At 65.7% G+C, this 25,049-nt stretch carries 16 protein-coding genes and 1 pseudogene; 8 read left to right on the top strand and 9 right to left on the bottom strand.

The window, feature by feature from the left end; genetic code table 11:
• Positions 1 to 288: 288 nt before the first annotated feature.
• Entirely contained in the window at positions 289 to 2,040 is a 1,752-nt protein-coding gene (locus KHO41_RS17150) for a SulP family inorganic anion transporter (protein WP_211954475.1), read from the bottom strand.
• Between the two features lie 344 nt (positions 2,041 to 2,384).
• Here KHO41_RS17150 and KHO41_RS17145 point away from each other — a divergent pair, with 344 nt between their 5' ends.
• Both KHO41_RS17145 and KHO41_RS17140 read left to right on the top strand, forming a co-directional pair.
• Complete coding sequence (locus tag KHO41_RS17145; protein WP_211954474.1) at positions 2,385 to 3,494, top strand: glycosyltransferase family 4 protein; 1,110 nt, start codon at positions 2,385 to 2,387, stop codon at positions 3,492 to 3,494.
• Positions 3,495 to 3,533: 39 nt separating this feature from the next.
• Entirely contained in the window at positions 3,534 to 5,738 is a 2,205-nt protein-coding gene (locus tag KHO41_RS17140; protein ID WP_211954473.1) for an amylo-alpha-1,6-glucosidase, read from the top strand.
• Here the strand turns inward: KHO41_RS17140 and KHO41_RS17135 are convergent.
• Entirely contained in the window at positions 5,735 to 7,522 is a 1,788-nt protein-coding gene (locus KHO41_RS17135) for a cytochrome P450 (protein WP_211954472.1), read from the bottom strand. The two genes, KHO41_RS17140 and KHO41_RS17135, sit on opposite strands and share 4 nt — an antisense overlap.
• 311 nt (positions 7,523 to 7,833) lie before the next feature.
• Between KHO41_RS17135 and KHO41_RS17130 the strand changes: the two genes are divergently transcribed.
• Positions 7,834 to 9,015 carry a YfaP family protein gene (locus tag KHO41_RS17130; protein ID WP_244873872.1) on the top strand — a complete coding sequence of 394 codons (1,182 nt, stop codon included), beginning with the start codon at positions 7,834 to 7,836 and terminating at the stop codon, positions 9,013 to 9,015.
• Positions 9,016 to 9,084: 69 nt separating this feature from the next.
• Positions 9,085 to 10,215, top strand: a complete 1,131-nt coding sequence (locus KHO41_RS17125) for a polysaccharide deacetylase family protein (protein ID WP_211954471.1) — start codon at positions 9,085 to 9,087, stop codon at positions 10,213 to 10,215.
• Between the two features lie 95 nt (positions 10,216 to 10,310).
• Here KHO41_RS17125 and KHO41_RS17120 read toward each other — a convergent pair whose 3' ends face one another.
• The 5 genes from KHO41_RS17120 to KHO41_RS17100 form a co-directional block, all read right to left on the bottom strand.
• The gene (locus tag KHO41_RS17120; protein WP_211954470.1) at positions 10,311 to 12,023 is read right to left on the bottom strand and encodes a TRAP transporter large permease; all 1,713 of its coding nucleotides are present in this window, start codon (positions 12,021 to 12,023) and stop codon (positions 10,311 to 10,313) included.
• The gene (locus tag KHO41_RS17115; protein ID WP_011296881.1) at positions 12,020 to 12,562 is read right to left on the bottom strand and encodes a TRAP transporter small permease subunit; all 543 of its coding nucleotides are present in this window, start codon (positions 12,560 to 12,562) and stop codon (positions 12,020 to 12,022) included. The genes KHO41_RS17120 and KHO41_RS17115 overlap by 4 nt, the downstream gene beginning before the upstream one ends.
• 164 nt (positions 12,563 to 12,726) lie before the next feature.
• Complete coding sequence (gene argH, locus KHO41_RS17110) at positions 12,727 to 14,139, bottom strand: argininosuccinate lyase (protein ID WP_211954469.1); 1,413 nt, start codon at positions 14,137 to 14,139, stop codon at positions 12,727 to 12,729.
• A gap of 128 nt (positions 14,140 to 14,267) precedes the next feature.
• Entirely contained in the window at positions 14,268 to 14,987 is a 720-nt protein-coding gene (locus tag KHO41_RS17105) for an anti-sigma factor (protein ID WP_211954468.1), read from the bottom strand.
• Positions 14,984 to 15,667: a sigma-70 family RNA polymerase sigma factor gene (locus tag KHO41_RS17100; protein WP_376989633.1), complete on the bottom strand. Its 684-nt coding sequence runs from the start codon at positions 15,665 to 15,667 to the stop codon at positions 14,984 to 14,986. The genes KHO41_RS17105 and KHO41_RS17100 overlap by 4 nt, the downstream gene beginning before the upstream one ends.
• Before the next feature lie 58 nt (positions 15,668 to 15,725).
• Between KHO41_RS17100 and KHO41_RS17095 the strand changes: the two genes are divergently transcribed.
• Positions 15,726 to 16,340 (top strand): ferritin-like domain-containing protein, encoded by a 615-nt coding sequence (locus KHO41_RS17095; protein WP_211954572.1) that lies wholly within the window; start codon positions 15,726 to 15,728, stop codon positions 16,338 to 16,340.
• Between the two features lie 193 nt (positions 16,341 to 16,533).
• Here the strand turns inward: KHO41_RS17095 and ppc are convergent, their stop codons facing one another.
• Positions 16,534 to 19,554 carry a phosphoenolpyruvate carboxylase gene (gene ppc / locus KHO41_RS17090; protein WP_211954466.1) on the bottom strand — a complete coding sequence of 1,007 codons (3,021 nt, stop codon included), beginning with the start codon at positions 19,552 to 19,554 and terminating at the stop codon, positions 16,534 to 16,536.
• Between the two features lie 71 nt (positions 19,555 to 19,625).
• Between ppc and hemC the strand changes: the two genes are divergently transcribed.
• The 3 genes from hemC to KHO41_RS17075 are packed head-to-tail and all read left to right on the top strand — an operon-like array spanning position 19,626 to position 23,899.
• A complete protein-coding gene (gene hemC, locus KHO41_RS17085) occupies positions 19,626 to 20,630 on the top strand; it encodes a hydroxymethylbilane synthase (RefSeq protein WP_211954465.1) in 1,005 nt (334 codons plus the stop codon).
• A 9-nt stretch (positions 20,631 to 20,639) separates the two neighbouring features.
• Entirely contained in the window at positions 20,640 to 22,706 is a 2,067-nt protein-coding gene (gene hemDX, locus KHO41_RS17080; RefSeq protein WP_211954464.1) for a fused uroporphyrinogen-III synthase HemD/membrane protein HemX, read from the top strand.
• Positions 22,707 to 22,708: 2 nt separating this feature from the next.
• On the top strand, positions 22,709 to 23,899 hold the full coding sequence (locus KHO41_RS17075) for a heme biosynthesis HemY N-terminal domain-containing protein (protein WP_211954463.1): 1,191 nt from the start codon (positions 22,709 to 22,711) through the stop codon (positions 23,897 to 23,899).
• Between the two features lie 32 nt (positions 23,900 to 23,931).
• Here KHO41_RS17075 and KHO41_RS17070 read toward each other — a convergent pair.
• Positions 23,932 to 24,936: pseudogene (locus KHO41_RS17070) on the bottom strand (cryptochrome/photolyase family protein); the annotation flags it as partial.
• Positions 24,937 to 25,049: the final 113 nt, after the last annotated feature.

The raw sequence follows: 25,049 nt of genomic DNA, 5'->3' as shown, positions 1-25,049 counted from the left end.
GGCAGCGTAAATCACTCTGAAGCCCATACCCGTACAACACCCTCAGCACACTACGATAAAAATTCGCCCCTTTGGGGCAACCAAAACGCGTTTTTGGTTACTTTTGTCGCTCGGACAAAAGTGACTCGCCGGCTACGCCGGCGAAACAGCAGCGCCTGCCAAGAGCGATAACCCACCCCCAACGAGAAGCCCCGCCGGCTACGCCGGCGAAACAGCGGCGCCCGCCAAGCACGACACCCCGCCCTTCAGCGAAGAGCTGTTCTTATGGACGCAGCTGCCGCCTAGTCATCACGCCTTCCAATCCACCTTGTGGTCGCTCAGATAGTCATCCACCGCCGCCCCAACCGTAGGGTGAAAAACATCCTGCCCAAGCTGGTCAAACAGTTCAAAGCGCTTGAGCTTGTCCTTGACCGGATCCTTCATCTCGGCGAAGTGCAATTCGATCCCGCGTTCGTCCAGCGCCTTGTCGAGTTCACGCAGCATATCCGCCGAGGTCACGTCGACGCTGGTCACCGGTTCGGCTGCCACCACCACGCGTCGCACCGCGGTCGGCGATCCGTCGACGGCGTGCATGACACATGTCTGGAACAGCTCCGCATTCGCAAAGAACAGTGGCGCATCCCAGCGGAACAACACCAGCCCCGGCACGAGGCGCGCGTCCGGGTAGCGTTCCACGTCGTGGTAGCCGCGCACGCCGTCAGCGCGCCCGAGGACGGCGTAGTGCGGGCGCCAGCCGTCCCACAGGAATTCAAGGACGGCGAGCGCTACGGCCAGGCCAATGCCGGGAATCGCACCGAATACGGCGACGCCGGCAAAGCACGCCACCGAGAGCCAGAATTCCCATTGCTGGATGCGGAAGATCCGCCTCAGGTCCGCGAACTCGAACAGCCCGAGCGCCGAGGCGATGACCACCGCCGCCAGCGCGCTGTTCGGCAGGTAGCGCATCAGGTTCGGCGCGAACAGCAGCAGGGCGGCCACGGCCAGCGCACCGATTACACCCGTGAGCTGGGTCCTGGCGCCGGCCGCTTCCGCAACCGGCGTGCGTGACGAACTGCTGCTGATCGGGAAGCCCTGGAACAGCCCCGCGGCGAGGTTGGCTGCGCCCAGGCCGACCATTTCCTGATTGGGATCGACCGGGCGCTTCATGCGCGCCGCGTAGGTGCGCGACAGCACGCTGGTGTCGGCGAATGCCACCATCGCCACGGCGAAACCGCCGGCCACCACCTTGGCGATATCCACGCCGCTCAGCCAGGGCAGGTGGAAGGCGGGCAGGCCCTGCGGCATCTTGCCCAGCACTTTGACCCCGTGTTCCTCCAGCCCGAACCAGGCGACACTCAGTGTCGCCAGGACCACGGCGATCAGGATGCCCGGCACGCGTTCGAAGCGCTTGAGCAGCAGGATCAGCACCAGCGCGCCGCCGCCGACCGCTGTGCTGTACCAGTTGGACTTTCCGTCACCGATCGCACGGACCAGGTCCCACAGTTCCCGCAAAGGTCCCGCATCCTCGATGGAAATGCCGAACAGCTTGGGAAGCTGGCTGATCAGGACGGTGAAGGCAATGCCATTCATGTAGCCGTAGCGAATCGGCTTGGACAGCAGTTCGGTAACGAACCCCAGGCGCAGCAGCCCGGCCAGGATACATACCGTGCCCGATACCACCGCCATCATGCTTGCCACGGCGATCGCGCGTGCCGGATCGCCAGCCGACAGCTGGATCACGACGGCGAGGATCGGCGCGGCCAGTGCCGAGTCCGGTCCGAGCACCAGGATGCGGCTGGGACCGAACAGCGCATAGGCCAGCAGCGGAATGATCGTGGCGTACAGGCCGTAGATGCCGGGCACCCCGGATGCCTCGGCGTAGGCAATGCCTACCGGCACGAGCATGGTCGTCAGTACGAGGCCGGCCGCGAGGTCATGGGGCAGCCATGCTGCTTCGTACTGGCGCAGCATCTGCACGCCTGGCAGCCAGCGCAGCCAGCCCGTTGCCGGCTTGGCCGCCGCTGCCTCGCCGGCTAATGGACGGTAGGGTTGGTCGGGCACGTGGTCGCTCCGCTGGCCGTACGCGGTGAGTCGGATGTGGACGATTCCCAGCATAGCAAGCGGCGCGGCGCGCGGGCATGGCACTTGCAACGGAGGCACCACGCGCGACGCCTGTCGGTCGGCCCGCCGGTTACTCTTGTGCCGGGCTGGGTTGCGGTGGCGTCATGCCGCCATGCAGCAAAGCGTTGAGCGGTTTCCGGTGTTAATCGCAGTGGCAAGCGCGCAAGAGGGAGGTGCTCCCTGTTTTGCAATGCAGCGTGGCGAGGGAGCACATCACGGGCGCAGGAGCAAAGACGGTCCGGCATCCGATTGTCAAAGTTGTCAGCCGCACGGAGATCCTGCCGATGAGAATCGCCCAAATTGCCCCGCTACAGGAAAGCTGCCCGCCGAGGCAGTATGGCGGCACCGAACGCGTCGTGGCGTATCTGGCCAATGAACTCGTGCGCCAGGGCCACGACGTGACGCTCTTTGCGAGCGGGGATTCCTGGACCGCCGCCAGGCTGGTGAGTTGCGTGCCGCGCGCGCTGCGCACCGACCCACTGGTGCGCGACTGGCTGCCGTATCACGTCATGATGCTGGAGGATGTGCGCCGGCAGGCCGATGATTTCGACGTGCTGCACTTCCACACGGATATGCTGCATTTCCCGCTGGTCCGCAGCCTTGCCAGCCGCACCTTGACTACGCTGCATGGCCGGCTCGATCTGCCGGACCTGCGCCCGTTCTATGCGACGTTTCCGGATATGCCTCTGGTGTCGATATCCGTGGAGCAGCGGCGGCCCATGCCGCCGGTCAACTGGCTGGGTAATGTCTACCATGGCTTGCCGGAATCGCTGCTGTCCTTTCATGGCGTGCCGCGTGGCGGCTACCTGGCCTTTCTCGGCCGCATTGCGCGCGAGAAGCGCCCCGACCGCGCGATCGAGATCGCCGTGCGCAGCGGCATGCCGCTGAAGATCGCGGCCAAGGTCGACCGCGCCGACCAGGCGTACTGGGACAACGAAATCGAGCCACTGGTCAGGCGCCACCCGAATGTGGAGTATCTTGGCGAAATCGGCGATCGCGAAAAGCCGCGTTTCCTTGGCAACGCGCGTGCGCTGCTGTTTCCGATCGACTGGCCCGAGCCGTTCGGCCTTGTGATGATCGAATCCATGGCCTGCGGTACGCCGGTGATTGCCTTCTCTTCGGGGTCGGTTCCTGAAGTGCTCGATGAAGGCGTCACGGGCTTTATCGTCGACAGTGTGGATGAAGCCGTGGCAGCGGTAGGGCGTCTCGGAGAGATTGACCGCCTTGGCGTGCGGCGCGCGTTCAGCGCGCGCTTCAGTGCCGCGCGCATGGCCAGCGACTATGTGGCGTTGTATCGCCGGCTGTGCGAGCCGCTATCGGTCAACGGGCACACGCATGCGGAGCCGGCAGGCCATGACGCCGCTGACCTGCATGTCGCGCCCCTGACCCCATGATCGCACCCCGATCGCACCTGAATCTGCAAGGGGGAAACGATGCTTGACGCTCCCGAAGGCCGGCGCGAACTCGCGCCAGAAGCAACGCCGGCTGCTCCCATTGTCATCGCGGCCTCGCGTTCGCTGCGCCAGACCCAACCACGTACGCTCAAGCAAGGCGATACCTTCGCCGTATTCGACGAGCATGGCGACGCCATTGCCGGCTCTGGCGGGTCGGAGGGTCTGTACTACTGCGATACCCGCCACCTGTCGCACTTTCATCTCACCATCAACGGCTGGCGTCCGGTGCTGCTGAGTTCGGTGCTGCGCGACGATAACGTGGCGCTTACCTGCGACCTGACCAATCCCGACCTGTTCGACGAGCAGGACCGGCTGGCGATGGTGCATGACCTGATCCACGTGCGCCGTTCGCGCTTCCTGTGGCAGGGAACATGCTACGAGCGGCTGGCCGTACGCAACTTCGATGAAGCGCCGAGGCACATCGCGCTGGAACTGGCCTTCGCCGCGGATTTTGCGGACCTGTTCGAAGTACGCGGCGCCCATCGCGTGGATCGCGGGCAGTACCATGCGCCCGTGCTTTGCGAAGGCGGCGTCAGGTTGGCCTATAGCGGCCTTGACGACTGCGAGCGCACGACTCATCTCTCTTTCGATCCATTGCCGTCGCGACTGACCGGCGAACAGGCGGTGTTCGAACTGGACCTCACGCCGCAGAAGACCACGCTGCTATATGTCGAAGTATGTTGCTGCAACACGCGGCCTGACACGCGTCCGCCGCGCCATGCCTTTCCTTCGGCGCTGCGCACCGCGCGGCGTGCCCTGCGCGGCTTGTCCGCGCGCGCCGCAACGGTGACCACGTCGAACGAGATCTTCAACGAAGCGGTGTCGCGAAGCATGTCCGATCTCTACATGCTCACCACGCAGACGCCATACGGGCCATATCCTTATGCGGGCATTCCGTGGTTCAGCACTTTCTTCGGCCGCGACGCGCTGATCACCGCGCTCGAAACCCTGTGGCTCGACCCGGGTATCGCGCGCGGCGTGCTGTGCTACCTGGCGGCCAACCAGGCTACCACGGTCGACCCCGCAGCCGACGCCGAACCAGGCAAGATCCTGCATGAAAGCCGCAAAGGAGAGATGGCCAACCTGGGCGAAGTGCCGTTTCGGCGCTACTACGGCAGCATCGATTCCACGCCGCTGTTTGTCATGCTGGCCGGCGCCTACCTGGACCGCACGCATGATGTCGCCACGGCGCGCTGGCTGTGGCCCTACGTCGAGGCCGCGCTGCACTGGATCGACGAGTACGGCGACCGCGATGGCGATGGCTTTGTCGAATACGGCCGGCGCACCGCCGAAGGGCTGCTGAACCAGGGCTGGAAGGACAGCCGGGATTCCATCTCCCATGCAGACGGTAGCCTCGCCGAAGGACCCATCGCGCTGGTCGAGGTGCAGGCCTATGTCTACGGCGCCTGGATGGCGGCCGCGCGCATCGCACGCGGCCTGGGAAAGACCGAACGCGCCGACGTACTCGAAGCCAAGGCGACACAACTGCGCCAGCGCTTTGATGAAGTCTTCTTCGACGAGGCGCTGGGCACCTACGTGCTGGCGCTGGACGGGCACAAGCGGCCATGCCGCGTGCGTTCGTCCAATGCGGGGCATGCGCTGTTCACCGGCATTGCGCAACCGCAGCGTGCGGAACAGGTGGCATCCGCGCTGATGGCAAGCGCCTCGTTCTCGGGCTGGGGCGTGCGGACCCTTGCCTCGAGCGAGATCCGCTACAACCCGATGAGCTACCACAACGGCTCGGTGTGGCCGCACGACAATGCCGTGATCGCCGCGGGGCTGGTGCGCTATGGCATGCGCGACGCGGCGCTGCGCATTTTCGATGGTCTCTTCTCGGCCTCGACGCACATCGACCTGCGCCGTCTGCCGGAGTTGTTCTGCGGCTTCGTGCGCCAGGGCAACCGCGGCCCGACGCTCTACCCGGTCGCGTGCATTCCGCAGGCGTGGGCGGCGGCCGCGCCGCTGTCGCTGCTGCAATCGTGCCTGAACCTCGATTTCGACGTCGCCGCGCGCGAGGTCAGTTTTCGCTATCCGGCCCTGCCGTCTTTCATGGAAGACGTGGCACTGCAAGGGCTGACCATTGCCGACGCATCGGTCGACCTGATGTTGCGTCGCGCCGGCAGCAGTGTGGTGGTGAACGTGGTGGAGCGGCGCGGCGACGTGCTGGTGACGACGACGAACTAGGCCTTATGCCGGCGTTCGAGCACTACGCGCAACCCCGTCGGCATCATCGTGAAGGCAAAGGCTTCGCTGACCGGCCCAGAGGCGGGTGCCTGCCTGACATGGAACTGCTGGCAGACCATCGACAGCGCGGCCTTGGCTTCGAGCAGTGCCAGGCTGCGGCCCGGGCACAGCCGTGGACCGGAACCGAACGGCACGAAGCCGTTGCGATGCAGGGCCGCGGCAGACGTCTCCAGCCAGCGTTCCGGACGGAACACCGCGGCATCGGCAAAGCTGCTCTCGCGCAGCGTATTGGGCCGCGTGACCAGTACGACCAGCGTGCCTTTCGGAATCCGGTAGCCGGCCACGACCACGTCGTCGTTCGGTTCCATGTAGAACAGCGGCGCAACGGGTTTGAGCCGCAGCGACTCATGCACGACCGCATCCAGATAGGTAAGCTGCGCGGCGTCGCGGATATCGCTCAGCACATCGCTATCGCCGAGCACGGCGGTGGCTTCGTCCCGCATCCTGTCCTGGACATCCGCGTGACGGCACATGAAGTAAAGCACCCAGGAGATGGTATTCGCGGTGGTGTCCTCGCCCGCAAGCAGCAGCGTGAACGCGTTCGCGAAGATCTCGTCGTCGCTCAGCGATGCCTCGCCGCGCATCTGCGCGGCCACCATGGCCTCAAGGAAATTGCGTGGATGCGCCGCCAGTTCCTGCGACTGGGCCAGCCGTTCGCGTGCCGCGACGATCATGCCGCCGATGGCCTCCCTCACCGCCGCAACCGACTTGTCGAACGCGCGGTCCGCGGGCAAGCGGATGTAGTGCCAGTACGGGAACGGCGCATTCAGGCGGCGGTTGATCATCGGCAGGATGCGTTCCAGATGGTGCTGCACTTCGCCGCCCTGGCCCTCGAGCGTGTTCATGTCGTGGCCGAATGCCAGGCTCGTGGTCACGTCGACGGCGTACTGCATCAGGTCGTGCTGCACATGGATCGGCTCGCCGCTGGCGGCCGCGTGTTGCCAGCGCCGCTTGAGCCTCTGCGTGACCGTGACCAGCGTCGGAAAGAAATCGCGCAGGTGGTGCGCGTCGAGCGCCTGCACCACCGGCCGGCGATGCCGCCGCCAGGTTTCGCCCTCGGCGGAAAATGCGCCGACGGTACCGACTTCACGGGACAGCATTTCAATGGCGCTCGCGCGGCGGAAGGTCTCGGGCCGGTCGTGCAGGATGCGGTCGATCCATTCGCCATCCGACAGCACCACGGCATCGCGTCCGGCCAGGTTGATGCGGTAGATCGGGCCGAAGGTCTCGGCCCAGTGCTCCATGTCCGTGTGGATCTGGTCCTTGTGCAACTGCAGGAAGTTGCCGAGTAGCGGGATGCCATGTGGGCCTGGCAGGTCATCGAGCGGTCGAGCGGGTTCGGTGCGGACCTGGCCTTCCGTGTCGCGTTTCCAGGCGAGGACGTCAGCGCGGTCGACAAGCACGTCGTCGCCGGCCAGCGCGCTGCGGAAGCGCCGCAGGCAAGCCGCCGGCATGTTGATGCTTACGCCTGTGCAGCTGTCGAAGCGCCAGCCGTGGCCGCGGCAGGTCAGCACGCCACGGTCCAGCGTACCTTCCGCGAGCAGCGTCCCCTGATGCGGGCATCGACCTTCGAACACGGCAATGTCGTCGCCGTGGCGCAGCATCACCAGTTCCACACCTTCGAGCCGTGCGGCGGCCAGGCCACCCTGGCCCACGGACGCGCATGAGCCGATCCGGACCATGTCCGCTGCAACAGGTGCGATCGCTACTTGTTGTTCCGCCATGGCTGCCTCCGTCAGGGCGTGGGCTGGAATTATCGTAGGCAAGCGGGGCGGGGTTACAAAGGCGAAGAATGGGATGTGATGGATTCGACTGACAGTTCCCTGGCGATATACCGGAGCAGGGGAAGCCAGGGGCTGTGGGCGAAAACTGAAAAGGGATCTCTGGCTGGACTTCAGGATCATCCCTAGGTCGAGTGAGCTGCTTGTCTCGTCGTAACGTTGGGAAAGTGCGGACCGGGAAATCGGAATTATTCGATTCCGCCGGAGAACGCGATCTGTTGATATCCCTGCACCTTCTCTACAGGGATATCAACATGAAATTGGGATTGCAATCCAGTCTGTTCGTCGTCGCCTTTCTTGCCGCTACTGCAAGTCACGCGGCCGACTCGAGAATCCAGGTGCTCAGCGCCACGGTAAAGGACCAGCGCATCAACGGCGCCTCGGTCATCCTTCAAAAAAACGGAGAGCGCTCCGCCAGTACGGTGTCCAATGCAAAAGGCGAGGCGTTGCTGGAGGCTGATGCGCTGTCTGACCCCCAGTCGCTCCTTATCATCAAGAAGGACGGCTATTCGAATCTGGTGGCCAAGTGCCCATGCTCGGGCATGACTTACGCTCTTAGTCCCGTGATGCACAACCTGGACGGCCTGAGAGTGGTGCTGACATGGGGTAGTTCCCCCGCGGATCTGGATTCTCACGTCGCCTATCCTGGCAATCATGTGTTCTTCGCAAGACGGCAAGGCACAGATGCGAACCTCGACGTGGACGACGTCGACGGCTTTGGCCCTGAGACCATCACGCTGGAACGCAAGCACCAGGGCGAGACGTACGTGTACGCCGTGCACGACTTCACCAATGGGGGCAACCCGTCCAGCCAGGCACTCTCCGCCAGCCAGGCCAAGGTATTCGTCTACATCGGAGAGTCGCTGGTGCGCACCTACTATGTGCCTCGCAACCAGCCGGGCAACCTGTGGACGGTCTTTCGCATAACGGGCCAGGGCGAGTTCCAGGACATCAACGCCATGCGCGGTGTGGCTGTGAATGCCGATAACGTGCTGGGGACGCTTGGCGAGGCCAGCAATGAACAGAATCGAGTCGTGGCTGCAAATCAGGCGCCCGTTGACGCCGCCCGGGCACGCTCGCTGAATCAGAACGGCGAGGCGGCCTACCACGCTGGCCGGCTCGATGATGCGATCTGGCTTTACAACCAAGCGCTGGAGCAGGATCCCAACTACGGCCAGGCATACAGCAATCTGGGCCTTGCTTACCAAAAGGCCGGACGCAAGGCGGAGGCGATCTGGGCAAACCGCAAGGCCATCGCGCTGGCCAGCGGCGCCACGGCGGCAACCGTCCGGGCCAGCTCGTACTACAACATCGGCAGGATGTACGAGGAAGCCGGCCAGACTGCAGACGCACTGGCGAACTACGTGGCAGCCAGGCGCGAAAAGGCCAACCCTGTCTACGACAGGGCCATCCAGCGCGTCGGCGGCCGCCCGTAATTTCCTATCCGTTACGTCATTCAGCCAATGTCCCTGCGCGCAGGGACTTTTCTCTTCCAAGCCCTGCTCATGCGAAAACTCGCCATTCTGTGCGGCCTGCTGGTCTTTGCCCACTCGCCGCTCCACGCCGCCGGCCCCGGCGGCGTGGCTTCCATTGACCGCAGCCTCTGGCCCGAAGCCCTGAACTCACAATCTGCATTCGATCGCGCGTCGCGGGCCGAAGTACTTTCGTTCGGACGCGCACTTTCCGACAGTGAGCGGATGAATGATGACGCACTGCGCGATGCCATCGGCGTGAAACAACTCGACCGGATGGCGGTCGACCACATGCGCGCGGTCTACTGGCAGCGGCTGGCCGCGAACTACCGGATGGCATCCGCAGATTGCCGCCCGGGCGATGACTTCTGCGAGGAGATCGCCAACGAGACTGACTTCCGGAGGGTTGCCGCACGCTTCGAAGTGGCGCGCGAGGGCCGCTATGCCCGGTGGTATCCCGCTGATCAGGCGTTCCAGCGTACCTATCTCCACGAACTTCTCCGCCTCGCCTCTCTGTTCTCACGAGTTAGCAGCGAGGTCGATATCTACTCCGACCGGGAACTGACCGGAAACGAACTGGCCGACCGCCAATTCTTGCTGACCTTCGACGACGGGCCCTCCCGAGCGGACGGCAACACCGACAAACTGCTCGCGACGCTGCGCCAGCGCCATCTGAGCGCGACATTCTTCGTGCTGGGCACGTCGCTGCAACAACGGCTCGGGCAGACGTCGGCGAGCCAATTGGCTACCACTTACCAGGGCATGTGTGTGGGAACGCACGGCTGGGAGCACAAGTCGCATGGTACTTGGGCGGAATGGCAGGGCTCCATCGAGCGAAGCATGTCCCTGGTGCGCAGCACCGTGCCCGCCAGCGCGACGCCGCTGTTCCGCCCGCCCTACGGGCAGCGACGGTCAGACAGCGGCCCGTTCTTCGCATCGCACGGACTGCGTGTCGCACTATGGAACATCGACTCGCAGGACTGGAGCGCCAAGGTCGATGCGGATCAGGTCAGGCAGCGAGTCCTGACCCTGATGCTGCTCTGGCGGCGCGGCGTGATCCTGTTCCACGACATCCATCCAAAGGCTTTGACGGCCGTGCCATGGCTGCTCGATCAGACTTCCGGGGCGAACGTGAAGTGGATCGACTGTCAGAGTTACCGCTAGAAAGAGGAGAAGCGCGTAAGCGCTTCTGACTGAGCGGCGATGAACAAAAAAATGCCCCGCATCTGCGGGGCACTTGCTGGCATGACTTCGCCGGCTTACTTCTTCTCAAACTCGAACTGCGGCGCCGCCGGCTCGGCCGGAGCGGCTGTCCCCGGCAACTCCAGTGTCCCTGGCGAAGACGCCGGTTTCTCTGGCTCACCCCCAAGCGGAATGCTCACCTCCGCCCCGGTGTTATGGTGCAGCGATCCCTTGTCGAGGAATGCCGTCACCATGCCCGGCCAGAACATCACCGCCAGCACCATCACCAGTTGCAGGCCAACCCAAGGCAGGGCGCCCCAATAGATGTCTGAGCTCTTCACTTCCTTGGGCGCGATGCCGCGCAGGTAGAACAGCGCGAAGCCGAACGGTGGGTGCATGAACGAGGTCTGCATGTTCACGCACAGCATCACGCCGAACCACACGAGCGCCGCGGTGGCCGCGGCTTCGGGGTTGCCGCCCATCGAATCGGCCACGACCGGTGCCAGCACCTTCACCGCCACCGGGGCCAGCATCGGCACCACGATGAACGCGATCTCGAAGAAGTCCAGGAAGAACGCCAGGAAGAAGATGAACAGGTTCACCACGATCAGGAAGCCGATCCAGCCGCCCGGCAGCGAGGTAAACAGGTGCTCGACCCACGCGCCGCCGTCCACGCCCTGGAACACCACCGAGAAGCAGGTGGAGCCGATCAGGATGAACACGACCATGGCCGTGATACGCGCGGTCGACTGGTAGGCATCGACGATCAGCAAGCGCAGGTCGGTCATCTGGCCGGAGCGAATGATCAGCCACAGGATGACCAGGTACAGCACCGCCAGCGGGACGCGGAACACATGCGAGCCAAAGGCAAACACGCCCACGGCCGCGGTGATCAGCGTCGCGGCAATGCCGATGCGGTAGATGATGCGATCGGTGCTGGTGAAAGCCTTGTCTCGGATCACCGCGAGCACCAGCGCGCCGACGGCACCCATGGCGCCCGATTCGGTTGGCGTGGCGATGCCCAGCATGATCGTGCCCAGCACCAGGAAGATCAGCACCGCGCACGGAATGATGCCGCGCAGGCACTTGGCCCACAGTGGCCAGCCGCGCAGCGTGCGCGCTTCGGCCGGAACCGGCGGCAGCCAGTCAGGTTTGACGCGCGTGAGGAAGAACGTGTACAGCGCGAACAGGGCGATCTGCACGACCGACGGACCCCACGCACCCAGGTACATGCTGCCCACGTCGGCGCTGCCGGCCGGCGTCTTGAGCTGGTCGGCCAGGACCACGAGCACCAGCGATGGCGGCACGAGCTGCGTGATGGTGCCCGATGCCGCGAGCACGCCGGTGGCGTACTTCATGTTGTAGCGGTAGCGCATCATCACCGGCAGCGAGATCATCGCCATGGCGATCACCTGCGCGGCCACGGTGCCCGTGATCGCGCCGAGGATGAAGCCGACGATGATCACCGAATACCCAAGGCCGCCACGCACCGGACCGAACAGCTGGCCCATGGAGTCGAGCATGTCCTCGGCCAGCCCGCACTTCTCCAGGATCGCGCCCATGAAGGTGAAGAACGGAATGGCCAGCAGCAGCTCGTTGGCCAGCACGCTGCCGAACACCCGGCTCGGCACGGCCTGCAGGAAGCTCAGCGGGAAGTAGCCCCAGTGAATGGCCAGGAAGCCGAAGGCGAGGCCGACGGCGGACAGTGAAAATGCGACCGGGAACCCGATCAGCATGAACAGCACCAGGCCGCCGAACATCATCGGCGGCATATATTCCAATGGAATCATTGCACCGGCCTCTCGTATTTCGATTCGATACGCACCAGGCCTTTGAGGGCGGCAAAGCGCTTGATCAGTTCAGACACCCCCTGCAGCGCGAGCAGGGCGAAGCCGACGGGCACCACCAGCTTGATCGGGTAACGCGGCAGGCCGCCGGAATTGCCCGATTGCTCGAGGATGCGCCACGAGGGCAGGAACAGCGAATCCCAGGACAGCCACGTGAACAGGATGCACGACGGCAGCAGGAACACGACGATGCCGAAGATGTCGATCCAGTGCTGCGCGCGCTCCGAGACGTTGCCGTAGAACAGGTCGACGCGGACATGTTCATTGCGCTGGAAGGTGTACGAAGCGCCGAACATCACGGCGATCGCAAACATGTACCACTGCAATTCGAGTGGCCAGTTGTCGCTCAAGTTGAAGCCATAGCGCAGGAGGGCGTTGCCGGCGCTGATCAGGCACGACAGCAGGATCATGATGTTTGCAAGCCTGCCCGTGTGCTGATTCAACCTGTCGATCTGTCGTGACAGACCAAGCAAGTAGTTCATGGGTTGTCTCCCCGGTTTTTGCGGCGATTAGTTTATCTGTAACAAAATGCGTCGGCGCTTGGGGCTAATACCTATCACATTGCGCAAAAATCCGGCATGTCAATGAAAAAAGCCACGATGGCTGGGCCATCGTGGCTTTTTCTTGCTTGAAGCTTACGCGGAACTTACAGCGCTGCGCGTGCGGCGGCGATCGCTGCGCGCACCTGGTCCGGTGCGGTGCCGCCAATGTGGTTGCGCGCGGCGACCGAGCCTTCGAGCGTCAGGACGGTATGCACGTCGTCGCCGATCAGCGCGGCCTTGTCGCCGAGGCCGGAGACTTCGCGCAGTTCGGCCACGGTAAGGTCGGCCAGGTCGCAGTTGCGGCTGTCGCAAGCACGCACGGCGTGGGCCACGGCTTCGTGCGCGTCGCGGAACGGCAGGCCCTTCTTGACGAGGTAGTCGGCCAGGTCCGTGGCAGTGGCGTAGCCCTGCAGCGCGGCGGCGCGCATGGCTTCCGGCTTGACGGTGATGCCCGGCACCATGTCGGCGAAGATGCGCAGCGTGTCGACCACGGTATCGACCGTATCGAACAGCGGTTCCTTGTCTTCCTGGTTGTCCTTGTTGTACGCGAGCGGCTGGCCCTTCATCAGCGTCAGCAGGCCGATCAGGTGGCCGTTGACGCGGCCGGTCTTGCCGCGCGCCAGTTCGGGGACGTCGGGGTTCTTCTTTTGCGGCATGATCGAGCTGCCGGTGCAGAAGCGGTCGGCGATGTCGATGAAGCCGACGCGCGGGCTCATCCACAGCACCAGCTCTTCGGAGAAGCGCGATACGTGGGTCATCACCAGTGCAGCGGCGGCACAGAATTCGATCGCGAAGTCGCGGTCGGAGACGGCATCCAGCGAATTACGGCACACGCCGTCGAAGCCGAGCTGCTGCGCGACGAATTCGCGGTCGATCGGGTAGCTCGTGCCGGCCAGCGCGGCGGCGCCCAGCGGCAGGCGGTTGACGCGCTTGCGGCAGTCGGCCATGCGCTCGGCATCGCGCGTGAACATTTCCACATAGGCCAGCAGGTGGTGGCCGAAGGTCACGGGCTGTGCGACCTGCAGGTGCGTGAAGCCCGGCAGGATCGTGTCGGCGTTCTGGTCGGCCAGGTCCAGCAGCGACCCGCGCAGCGCGCCGAGCAGCGCGATGATGTTGTCGATCTCGCTGCGCAGCCACAGGCGGATGTCGGTCGCGACCTGGTCATTGCGCGAGCGGCCCGTATGCAGGCGCTTGCCGGCATCGCCGACCAGCGCGGTCAGGCGCGCTTCAATGTTCAGGTGGACGTCTTCGAGATCCAGCTTCCATTCGAAGCCGCCGGCCTCGATCTCGCCCTTGATCTGTGCCATGCCGCGCTCGATCTCGGCGCGGTCGGCCTCGGCGATGATGCCCTGCTTGGCCAGCATGGCCGCGTGCGCCAGCGACCCCTGGATGTCGAACAGGGCCAGGCGCTTGTCGAAGAACACCGAAGCGGTGTAGCGCTTCACCAGGTCGGACATCGGTTCGGAGAAGCGGGCGGACCAGGCTTCGCCTTTCTTGGCAAGTTGGGAGGTCGTCATGGACGTCAGGGCTATGTGGCTCTATGGCTCGCGCGGCGTGCGGCCGGTGCATGACCAAGCGGGGCGGGCGCGAGCGGATTTCGGAGAAACGTGGATTATATCGCCCGCCGGGGCCGGGCAAGCGTGCTTCAGAGCGGCGAGTGGATCAATGGTCCCTTGAAGACAACCGGGCCGCTCGGGCCGTCCGGGTTCGTCGATCCGCCCGGCGGTTCGACGCTGACTGCAAGGGCCGGTACGGCAGCGGGGAACCGGGCCAGCGCAAGCCGTGCCGCGCGCTCGCGGCCGATCACGCCGAGCGATTGCGGCTTGCCGCCCTCGGGCAACGCCCATAACTGCAGTACCTGCTGACCGGACAGGGGCGTGTCGTCGAGCCGTTGTACGAGCAACTCGCGCGCCGCGCCATCCCATGAGACGAGGAGGGCGGGCTTCGATTGTGCATTGTTGAGCACTGCAACCACCGCGGCCTCGCCTGGTTGACGTTGGATCATTTGCCAGCCGATGCCGACAGCCAGCGCCGCGATGACGGTCATAGCCGCCGCGGCGCCGCGCCAGAATACTGGCGCCGTCCACAGCTTTTGCCACCATGGCTCCGCTGCCCCGGCCGACGGCACAGGCTTCCAGCCGAGCCGTTGTTCGATGCCGCACCACACCGCCTCTACCGCCTCCGCGGACGGTTGCAACTCGGCCATGCCGGACAGCCTGACCTGCCAGTGGCCGATCGCGGCGCGCACGGCGGGTTCCTCGCGCGCAAGCTGCTCCATCCGGCGCCGCGCGCCGCCGCGCAGCACGCCGAGCGCATATTGCGCGGCCATGCGGTCGAGCAGGTCCGGGTGGCGGGTCAGCCTCATGGCGTACTCTCCAGGCACGCGCGCAGGCGTTCCAGGCCACGGCGGATCCATGACTTCACGGTGCCAAGTGGGATGCGCAGCTGCTGGGACAGCTCGGCATGACTCAAGTCGCGCAGATAGGCCAGCACAATGGCTTGCCGCTGTGCTGGCTCCAGCCGTTGCAGGCAGCGGTTCAGCGAGCGCGCCTGCTGGCTGGCCAGCGCCAGTTCCGCCGGCCCGGCGGCATCGTCAGCCAGCCACTCGCCAAGTTCTTCATCGAGTTCCACGGTCTGCGGCAGGCGAGCGGCCGCCGCGCGGCGCAGGCAGTCGAGCGCCCGGTTGCGGACGATGGTGGTCATCCAGGTCATGGGCGCGGCCAGATGCGGCCGGTAGTCGCCGGCGTGGTGCCAGATGCTGACAAAACTTTCCTGCACGGCATCCTCCGCCCAGTCGCGCCTTCCAGTGATACGCAGCGCAAGGCCAAACAGTTTCGTCGCGGTGTGTTCGTAAAGCGCGCGCAGCGCCTGCCGGTCGCCGAGCGCCACCGCCTGCAGCCACGCAGCCAGCCGGTCGTTGTCGGCCGATGGGGCAAAGGACGATTCGGGGGCAGGCTGCACGTGGCGGTTCCTGGCGGGGGGCTCTGCCCGATTATAGGCAGCGTGGCTGCATCCGATTGCCCGGTCCCTGCGTAAAAGGAGCATGCGATCCGCGTTGCGGACGCTGTCCCTTGATCCCTCACAGGAGTACACCATGGAACGCATGTCCACGACGCCGGCGCGCCGGCTGGTTCAACCCGAGGAAGTTTCCATCGCCTTGCCCGACGAACGCCGGCGCGGCCTGCTCAAGGTGCCCGGCTTGTTCGCGCTCGGTTCGCTGGCCGTGCTGAGCCTTGGCGAGTCGATGCCGGCGTGGGCACAGACGCAGTCGGGCAGTACGAAGGACGACATCAATATCCTGAACGTGGCGCTTGGACTCGAGTACCAGGCCATCGCGGCCTATCAGGTCGGGGCGGAAAGCGGGCTGTTGCAGAAGCCCGTGCTCGACACGGCGGTGAAGTTCCAGGGCCACCACAAGGCGCACGCGCAGGTGTTGGCGGGCACGGTATCGAAGCTGGGCGGATCGCCGGTCATGGCGAAGAAGCCGTCGGAATACGCGTTCCCGACGGGACAGCTCAAGACACAGGCGGACGTGCTGCGCTTTGCGGCGGGGCTGGAAAAAGGCGCTACCGCGGCCTATCTCGGCGTGCTGCCGAATTTCTACAACCGGGAACTGACCAAGGCGGCGGGAAGTATTCTGGGCGATGAAGCGATGCACTGGGCGGTGCTGCTGCATGCGCTGGGAGATGATCCGGTGCCGGGGGCGTTTGTCGGCTGAGTGCCGGTGCCTATTGCTTGTTGCGCGGTTCCTCCCCTCTCCCATGCATGGGAGAGGGGCCGGGGGTGAGGGTTGGCGCGTCTCGATGCGACACGCAGGACTTCGTGGAAACGCCTGCCCTCACCACCAACCCCTCTCCCGCGGGCGGGAGAGGGGAGTACGTCACCGGTGAGGCGACGTTAGCGGGAGATACTCAACCCGTATTGCGCAACCCAGCCGCCACCCCGTTGATGGTCAGATGGATACCGCGGCGAACGCGGATATCGTCTCCATCCTTGCCCGAGCGATAGCGCTTGAGCAGTTCCACCTGCAAGTGGTTGAGCGGATCCAGATAGGCAAAGCGGTTCTTGATCGAACGCGCCAGCAGCGGGTTGTCGGCCAGGCGGTCCTGATGGCCGGTGACCAGCGCCAGCATCTCGCAGGTCAGGTGCCATTCCTTGCTGATGCGCGTGAACACGTTCTTGCGCAGCGCCGCGTCATCACACAGCTGCGCGTAGCGGGACGCCACAGCGAGGTCGGTCTTCGCCATGACCATGTCCATGTTGGACAGCAGCGTGGAGAAGAACGGCCAGGTCTTGACCATCTTGCGCAGCGTGGCCACCGCGGCCTTGCGTGCCTTGTCGTCCGGCGCGGTGTCCAGCAGCGACTTGACCGCGCTGCCAAAGCCGTACCAGCCCGGCAGCAGCAGGCGGCACTGGCCCCACGAGAAGCCCCACGGAATCGCGCGCAGGTCTTCGATGCGCCGATTCTTCTTGTCCATCAGCTTGCGCGAGGCCGGACGCGACCCAAGGTTCAGGTCGGCGATCTCGGTGATCGGCGTGGTGGCGAAGAAGTAGTCCTTGAAGCCCGGGGTCTCGTACACAAGGTTGCGATAGGCGCCGAAGGCTCGGTCGGAGAGCTGCTGCATGATGCCTTCGAACGTGCTCAGTTCCTTCGGCGCGTTCTGCTGCGGCAGCAACGAGGCTTCCAGCGTGGCGGCGATCACCGTTTCCAGGTTGCGCCGGCCGATCTCGGCGTTGGCGAACTTGCTGTTGATGATCTCGCCTTGCTCGGTCAGGCGGATCTGCCCGTTCACCGTGCCCGGCGGCTGCGACAGGATGGCCTGGTAGGTCGGGCCGCCGCCGCGTCCGACGGTGCCGCCGCGGCCATGGAACAGGCGCAGCTTGACCTTGCGCTGCTCGAACAGCTGCACCAGCGCCAGCTCGGCCTTGTACAGCTCCCAGTTGGAAGTCAGGAAGCCGCCGTCCTTGTTGGAGTCGGAGTAGCCGAGCATCACTTCCTGCTCGACGCCGTGGTGCTCGATCACCGAATCGAACCCCGGCAGGTCCAGCAGCGACTGCATGATGCCGGCCGCGTTCTGCAAGTCTTCGATGGTTTCGAACAGCGGAATGACCATCAGCTCCATGCGTGCCGGATCGGCTTTGCTGCCCAGCGTGCCCTTGAGCATGCCGGCTTCCTTCTGCAACAGCATGACCTCGACCAGGTCGGACAGCGTTTCCGTGTGCGAGATGATGTAGTTGCGCGCCACGCGCTGGCCATAGCGCGCGCGCAGTTCGCGCGCGGTCGCCAGGATGGCCAGTTCGTTGCGGGTCTGTTCCGAATATTCATGCCACGGCAGCGTCAGCAGGCGCGGCTGGCGCAGTTCGGCGAGCAGCAGTTCGAGCTTGCGCGACTCCGGCAGCGCGGCGTAGTCCTTCTCGACGCCTGCGGCGGCGAACAGCTCGGCGACGACGGCTTCGTGCACGTCGGATACCTGGCGCATGTCGACGGACGCCAAGTGGAAACCAAACACGGCGATCGCACGCACGAGCGCATCGATGCGCGTGCTGGCCAGCGCGCGGCCATGGTGGGCGTGCAGCGAATCGACCACGATCTGCACGTCGGCCGCGAAGGCTTCGGCGCTGCTGTACGGTTCGGCGTCGGCGACCGGATGGCGCGGCGCGGCCTGACCGGTCAGCGTCTTGCTGGTCGCGGCCAGGCGCGCATAGATGCCGATCAGCGCGCGGCGGTACGGCTCGTCGGCGCGGTGGGCGGAATGGTCGGGCGAGGCCTCGGCCAGCGCGAGCAGTTCGGGACTCGCGTCGACCATCAGCGTCGACATCGACAGCTCGGCGCCGAGCGCATGCACTTCGTCCAGGTACCAGCCCAGGATCATCTGCGATTGCTGGGTGGCGGCATGTTCGAGGGTTTCCGCCGTCACGTTCGGATTGCCGTCGCGGTCACCGCCGATCCAGGAACCCATCTGCATGAACGGCGCCAGCGGCGCGACTTCGGCCGCCGCGCCCTTGGCCTTGCGCGAGGCCGGGAAGATCGCGGCGATGTCCTCTTCCAGCTCGCTCATCAGCTGCGGGATGCCATGCAGGAAGGTCGTGCGGTAGTACGACAGCGCGTTGTCGATCTCGTCGGCGACCGTCAGGCGCGAGTCGCGCAGCATGCGGGTCTGCCACAGCGTGGTGACCTTGGCGCGCAGCTGCGCGGTGTTGCGGTCGCGCTCGCGCGCGGTCATCGGCAGGTCGCGCTCGGCCAGCAGGCGCGCGATCTCGCGCTCCGCGTCCAGGATGCTCTTGCGCTGGACTTCGGTCGGGTGCGCGGTCAGCACGGGCACGATCAGCGCCTCGTCCAGAAACTTGCGCAGTTGCTTGCCCGTAACGCCGGCGGCGTCGATCTTCTCCAGCGCGTGCTGCAGGCTGCCGTCCTGCGGCGGCGAACCGGCCAGTGCGTGGATGCGGCGGCGGCGGTTGTGGTGCTGGTCCTCGGCGATATTGGCCAGATGCGAGAAATAGCTGAACGCGCGTACGACCTGGTTGGTCTGGTCACGCGACAGGCGCTTGAGCAGGCGGTCGAGCTCGGTGCCGGCGGCGCGATCGTTTTCACGGCGGAAACGCACGGCGGTCTGGCGAATGGTCTCGACCACCTCGAAGGTGGCGTCGCCTTCCTGCTCGCGCAGGCATTCGCCCAGCAGGCGGCCCAGGAAGCGGATGTCCTCGCGCAGCGGCAGGTCCTTGTCGGCGCCCGAGCGGCGTGCCGGGCTGGCGTTCAGCGCGCCATTTGCGGGCACGACCATCAGGTTGGCCTTCGACATTGGTTTGGTGCCAGGGGTCTTGGAAGCGGTCTTGCGGGTTGATGCGCCGTTCGCGTCACTCTGGCCTGAGGCCTGGGAGGGGGCTTCTCGATTGGCCGAGCGTCGGCCGGGGCGCGCAGCATGCTGCGTCATGCAATCTCCTGTAGCTCTACTTCTGTCCGATGGTGCGGAGCGGCGATTGGGTCGCGTGCTAACATTGACGAATGCATGCATCCGCCTTCCCGACTTCTTCTACCGCCGTGTCCAGCAGCCTTCCGCACAAGCTTGTCATTGCCTCCCGCGAGAGCCGTCTGGCCATGTGGCAGGCTGAATATGTGCGTGCTGCGCTGCAACAATACTATCCCGCGTGCGATGTGTCCATTCTGGGCATGACCACGCGCGGAGACCAGATTCTAGACCGGACTTTGTCGAAAGTCGGCGGAAAGGGTTTGTTTGTCAAAGAACTGGAATTCGCGATGGCCGAAGGCCGGGCCGATCTCGCGGTGCATTCGCTCAAGGATGTACCGATGGAGCTGCCCGACGGCTTCACGCTGACCGCGGTGATGGAACGCGAGGATCCGCGCGATGCGCTGGTTTCATCGACGTTCGCTTCGCTCGACGAGATGCCGGCCGGCACCGTGGTCGGCACCTCGAGCCTGCGCCGCGAGGCCGCGCTGCGGGCGCGCTATCCGCACCTGGTCATCAAGCCGCTGCGCGGCAACCTCGATACCCGCCTCGGCAAGCTCGATCGCGGCGAATACGGCGCGATCATCCTGGCTGCGGCCGGCCTCAAGCGACTGGGCCTTGGCGATCGCATCCGCGCGCTGATCGCGCCGGAGGCTTCGCTGCCTGCCGCGGGGCAGGGCGCGCTCGGCATCGAGATCCTGTCGACGCGTCCGGATGTCGCCGCGTGGCTGGCACCGCTGAATCACCAGCCCACCGCGCTCGCGGTCACGGCCGAACGGGCGGTGTCCCGCATGCTGGGCGGCTCGTGCCAGGTGCCGCTGGCCGCGCATGCGCGCTGGGACGGCGACCAGCTGCGGCTCGACGCCTTCGTGGCCATGCCCGATGGCTCGCGCCAGACGCGTGCCACCGCCGCCGCTCCGGTGGCCGACGCCGCGGCGGCTGAAGCACTCGGCGAGTCCGCCGCGCGCGACTTGCTCGCTCAAGGCGCTGCCGATGTCCTCGCCGCGCTGGCCGAAACTCCAGATCCCCAAGCTCCCGCCTGAGGCCGGCCCATGCCCCGCCCGACTGTCGTTGTCACACGACCCGCCGGGCAGTCCCGGCAACTGACCGAGGCGCTTCAGGCCGCAGGGCTCGATGTCCTCGGCTTTCCGCTGCTCGCGATTGGCCCCGCCCCCGATGACGCGCCGCTGCGCGCGGCACTGGCGCGATTGGACCAATTCGCGCTGGTGGTCTTTGTCAGTCCCAATGCCATCCAGTACGCGGTCGATGCGCTCGCTGCCGTGCAGGGGATCGCCGTGGCGCAGTGGCCGCCCGGCGTCCCGGTCGCCGTAGTCGGACCGGCCAGCGTCGTGGCGCTGGCCGAACGTGGAATTGCCGCGCCCGACTATCGCGTGATTGCGCCCGCCGGTGCCGACGGCAATGGCACGAACGGCGGCGCCAACGGCGAAGAAGCGCGTTTTGACTCCGAAGCCCTGTGGGCCCAGCTCGAACCGGCCGCACTGCAGGGCCGCGCCGTCCTGATCGTGCGCGGCAACGGTGGGCGCGACTGGCTCGGCGACCGATTGCGCGAAGCAGGCGCGGACGTCACGGCCGTCGAGGCGTACCAGCGCACGCTGCCCGAGCCCACTGCCATGCAATGGCAGGCCGTGCGCGATGGCCTGAGCGCCGGCGCCGCCCCGCAAGCCTGGCTGCTGACCAGCTCGGAAGCCGTGCGCAACCTTGATACGCTGGCGCGACAGAACCTCTCGCCGCAGGAGCTGGCCACCCTGAAACAGGTGCAGTGCATCGCGCCGCATGCGAGAATCGCCGAACAGGCGCAGGCGCTCGGCTTCACGCGCATCGTGCGTGCGGCGCCAGGCGATGCCGGCCTGCTCGCGGCATGCAAGCAGTGGGCGGATGCCTATGCCGGGCCGGTGCCCGCGAGTACACCGGTTCCTACGGTGGCCTCGGCACCGCGGCCGGAGCCGCTGCCCGTGCCGCCGCCTGCCATGACAAACAGGGTCGAACGCGTGACGCAAGAAACTACGTCCTCCTCAACCACCATTCCCCCCGGCGCCACGGCTTCGGCTTCGCCATCGGCCTCATTCGCCGCGCCGCGCCGTAATGCCGCATTGTGGGCGCTGGTGGCGGTGCTGGTGCTGGCAACTGCCGGCGGCTTCTGGTGGCTGCAGCAGCGGGTCGACCACCTGACCGAGGAGCTGGCCCGACGCCAGCAGAGCAACGACGCGCTGGTGCAGGAAACGCGTGTGCTGTCGCGTAATGCGCAGGACACCGTCAAGGAACTGCAGGCCAAGGTCGGCGCGCTGGACGGCCAGGTCGGCGAAACCCGCGACAAGCAGGCCGCGCTCGAACAGGTCTACCAGGACCTGATGCGCAACCGCGACGACTGGGAAATCGCCGAGATCCAGCAGTTGCTGACCAATGCCGGCCAGCAGCTCCAGCTCACCGGCAACGTACAGGTCGCGCTGGCCGCGCTGCAGAGCGCCGACGCGCGGCTGGCCCGCACCGACAAGCCGCAGTACAACCTGCTGCGCCGCGCACTGGCGCGTGATATCGCGCGCATGAAGGCCGTGCCCGATACCGACCTGACTGGCGCCGCCATCAAGCTCGATGAAGCGATCATCCAGATCGACGCGCTGCCACTGTTGTCGAGCGAACGCATGCTCGAGCGCACCGAAGCGGAAGACCGCAAGGATGCCGGCCGTGGCGCCGCCAAAGGCGCGGGCGAGACCTCTGCCCCTGCATCGGGCGGCGTAGGCGGCTGGTTCGCACGGCTGTGGAATTACATGCGTGATGAAATGGCGCAGGTCATCCGCATCCGCAAGGTGGATGACACGGAAGCGCTGTTGCTGTCGGGCGACCAGGGCTGGTTCCTGCGCGAGAACGTCAAGCTGCGCATGCTCAATGCGCGCCTGGCGCTGCTGTCGCGCAACGAGCCGGTCTTCCGCAATGACCTTGCCGCGGCGCAAGCCATGATCGGCCGTTACTTCGACACGAGGTCGAGGCGCGTGCAAACCGTGCTCACGCTGCTCAAGCAGGCGCAGGCCGGCGCGGTGACGGTGCAGTTGCCGACCATGGCCGAAAGCCTCGGCGCGCTGCACGCGCTGAAGAAGGAGTAAGCATGCGCCTGCTTTTCTGGGTTGCAATCCTGTTCGGCGGCGCCGTCGGGCTGGCGCTGTTCACGCAGTTCAACCACAGCAATGTGGTGCTGTTCTATCCGCCGTACCGGGTCGAGCTGTCGCTGAACCTGGCGCTGGCGCTGCTGCTGCTGGTGTTCTTCGTGGTGTGGACTGTCCTGTCCACGGCGCGTCATCTTTCCGAGATGCCGCGCAGGGCAGCCGCCTACCGTGAGCGCAGCCGCATGAACAAGGCCCAGGCCGCACTGCGCGAATCGATTGAAAACCTGTTTGCGGGCCGTTTCGCGCGTGCCGAACGGGCCGCGCGTGAAGCGCAGTCCTGGGATGCGCAGGTGCAGACCGCCGCGCTGGTCGGCGCCCGCGCCGCGCACCGCATGCAGGAGACCGATCGCCGCGACGCCTGGATGGCGCAGGTTACCGATCCTGAGCGCGAGCAGGCCCGGCTGGTCTCGATGGCCGAATTGCTGATGGATGCACGCGATGCCGATGGCGCGCTTGAGACCATCGCGCAGCTGCAGGCGCAAGGCGCGCGCCAGATCCACGTGCAGCGCATCGCGCTGCGTGCGCACCAGCACCTGAAGAACTGGTCCGAAGTGCTGCGCCTCGCGCGGTCGCTGGAAAAACGCAACGCCCTGCATCCGGTGCTGGCGCTGCGGCTCAAGCAGATGGCCTGTGAGGCCATGCTGGACGAGCGCCGCCACGACGCCGAGGCCCTGTCCTCGTTCTGGCGCACGCTGTCGGCCGACGAACGGCGCGCCGCCCGGATCGCGGAGCCGGCGGCCCGCTACTTCGCCGCGCTCGGCCGGCAGGACGAAGCGCGCCGCATCATCGAGGACGCACTAAAGGTCCACTGGGACAACCGCCTGGTGCTGCGCTATGCCGACTGCGCCAAGGCCGGCCACGCGCTGCCGCTGATCCAGCAGGCGGAGAGATGGATCAACGAGCATCCGGCGGACGCGGATCTCTACTTCACACTGGGCGTGCTTTGTCTGGGCGAGCGGCTTTGGGGCAAGGCCCAGTCCAGCTTCGAGCGCGCCCTGAAGTATGCAGACCGCGGGCAGCAGACCCGTCTGCGCGTGCGCACGCACCTGGCGCTGGCTCGCCTGTTCGAAGAGACCGAGCGGCCCGAAGAGGCGCAGCGCCACTACCGCGAAAGCGCGATGCTGGCCGCCTGAGGCCCGCACGCGCATCCCATCCCGCGCGGCGTTCAGCCTTCCGGCCGCCGCCATTCCTTCACCACCGCATAGCGTTCGAGCGTTTCCTTGCGCGCGACGTCGTGCTGCACCAGCGGGCGCGGATAGTTCTCGCCCAGCCGTACGCCCGCGGCCAGCAGCACGTCTTCCGGTGCGGTCCACGGTGCATGCACGTACTTGTCCGGCAGTCCTGCCAGTTGTGGCAGATATTTGCGGATGAAGCGGCCCTGCGGGTCGAATTTCTCCGATTGCGTGACCGGGTTGAAAATGCGGAACCAAGGCTGCGCATCGCATCCGGTTGAAGCTGCCCATTGCCAGCCGCCATTGTTGGCCGCGAAATCGAAGTCGTTGAGCTGGTCGGCAAAGTACTGTTCGCCGCGGCGCCAGTCCACGCCCAGGTCCTTGACCAGGAAGCTGGCCGTCACCATCCGCAGGCGGTTGTGCATATAGCCGCTTTGACGGATCTGCAGCATCGCAGCATCCACGAGTGGATACCCGGTGGCGGCATCGCGCCATGCTTCGAAATAGCGCTCGCCGGTTTCGCCGTCGCGCCAGCGGATGGCGTCGTAAGCGGGGTGGAACGCCTCGCCCGCCGCCACGCGCGGATGGTGGTGCAGGATCATGAAGTAGAAGTCCCGCCAGACCAGTTCCGACAACCATGTCGCGGCACTGGCGCTGTCCGCGCCGCCGCGCAGCACTGCCTCATGCGCGGCGCGTGCCAAAGTGCGGATCGACACCGTGCCGAATCGCAGGTGCACGGACAGATAGCTCGGTCCGCGCAGCGCAGGGTAGTCGCGCCGGCGGCTGTAGTCGCCCATGCGCGATGTGAATTCTGCGAACAACGCCTGGCCGCCTGAACTGCCCGTTGGCATGGCGACCTCTGCCAGGTTGCTGGCAGCAAAGCCAAGGTCCTCCAGCGACGGCAGGGGTACCTGTCGATTCTTCGGAACAGGCGCCAGCGCGTGCAGGTAGGGCTCGATCGGGTACGGACGCAGATCGAACGGCTGGACCGCCTTGAGCCCAACCGGTTTTACACATCTTTGACCGACCAAGGCGACCAGAGCGTCCAGGAAAAGCGTTTACATTCAACGACTTGAAGCGGTACTTGTAAACTCTCGGAGTCTCGCGTTTA

Source organism: Cupriavidus numazuensis, assembly GCF_905397435.1.
Lineage (GTDB): Bacteria > Pseudomonadota > Gammaproteobacteria > Burkholderiales > Burkholderiaceae > Cupriavidus > Cupriavidus numazuensis.
The sequence above is the reverse complement of the archived record's forward strand: the minus strand, read 5'-3'. Positions and strand labels throughout refer to the sequence as shown.

What these genes read in the sequence shown, in the direction of transcription:
- argH (WP_211954469.1), bottom strand. Translation starts at nt 14,139, where the DNA reads ATGACGACCTCCCAACTTGCCAAGAAAGGCGAAGCCTGGTCCGCCCGC.
- KHO41_RS17100 (WP_376989633.1), bottom strand. Translation starts at nt 15,667, where the DNA reads ATGCTCCTTTTACGCAGGGACCGGGCAATCGGATGCAGCCACGCTGCC.
- KHO41_RS17115 (WP_011296881.1), bottom strand. Translation starts at nt 12,562, where the DNA reads ATGAACTACTTGCTTGGTCTGTCACGACAGATCGACAGGTTGAATCAG.
- KHO41_RS17130 (WP_244873872.1), top strand. Translation starts at nt 7,834, where the DNA reads ATGAAATTGGGATTGCAATCCAGTCTGTTCGTCGTCGCCTTTCTTGCC.
- hemC (WP_211954465.1), top strand. Translation starts at nt 19,626, where the DNA reads ATGCATGCATCCGCCTTCCCGACTTCTTCTACCGCCGTGTCCAGCAGC.
- KHO41_RS17135 (WP_211954472.1), bottom strand. Translation starts at nt 7,522, where the DNA reads ATGGCGGAACAACAAGTAGCGATCGCACCTGTTGCAGCGGACATGGTC.
- KHO41_RS17140 (WP_211954473.1), top strand. Translation starts at nt 3,534, where the DNA reads ATGCTTGACGCTCCCGAAGGCCGGCGCGAACTCGCGCCAGAAGCAACG.
- KHO41_RS17105 (WP_211954468.1), bottom strand. Translation starts at nt 14,987, where the DNA reads ATGAGGCTGACCCGCCACCCGGACCTGCTCGACCGCATGGCCGCGCAA.
- KHO41_RS17120 (WP_211954470.1), bottom strand. Translation starts at nt 12,023, where the DNA reads ATGATTCCATTGGAATATATGCCGCCGATGATGTTCGGCGGCCTGGTG.
- KHO41_RS17145 (WP_211954474.1), top strand. Translation starts at nt 2,385, where the DNA reads ATGAGAATCGCCCAAATTGCCCCGCTACAGGAAAGCTGCCCGCCGAGG.
- hemDX (WP_211954464.1), top strand. Translation starts at nt 20,640, where the DNA reads ATGCCCCGCCCGACTGTCGTTGTCACACGACCCGCCGGGCAGTCCCGG.
- KHO41_RS17125 (WP_211954471.1), top strand. Translation starts at nt 9,085, where the DNA reads ATGCGAAAACTCGCCATTCTGTGCGGCCTGCTGGTCTTTGCCCACTCG.
- KHO41_RS17075 (WP_211954463.1), top strand. Translation starts at nt 22,709, where the DNA reads ATGCGCCTGCTTTTCTGGGTTGCAATCCTGTTCGGCGGCGCCGTCGGG.
- KHO41_RS17095 (WP_211954572.1), top strand. Translation starts at nt 15,726, where the DNA reads ATGTCCACGACGCCGGCGCGCCGGCTGGTTCAACCCGAGGAAGTTTCC.
- ppc (WP_211954466.1), bottom strand. Translation starts at nt 19,554, where the DNA reads ATGACGCAGCATGCTGCGCGCCCCGGCCGACGCTCGGCCAATCGAGAA.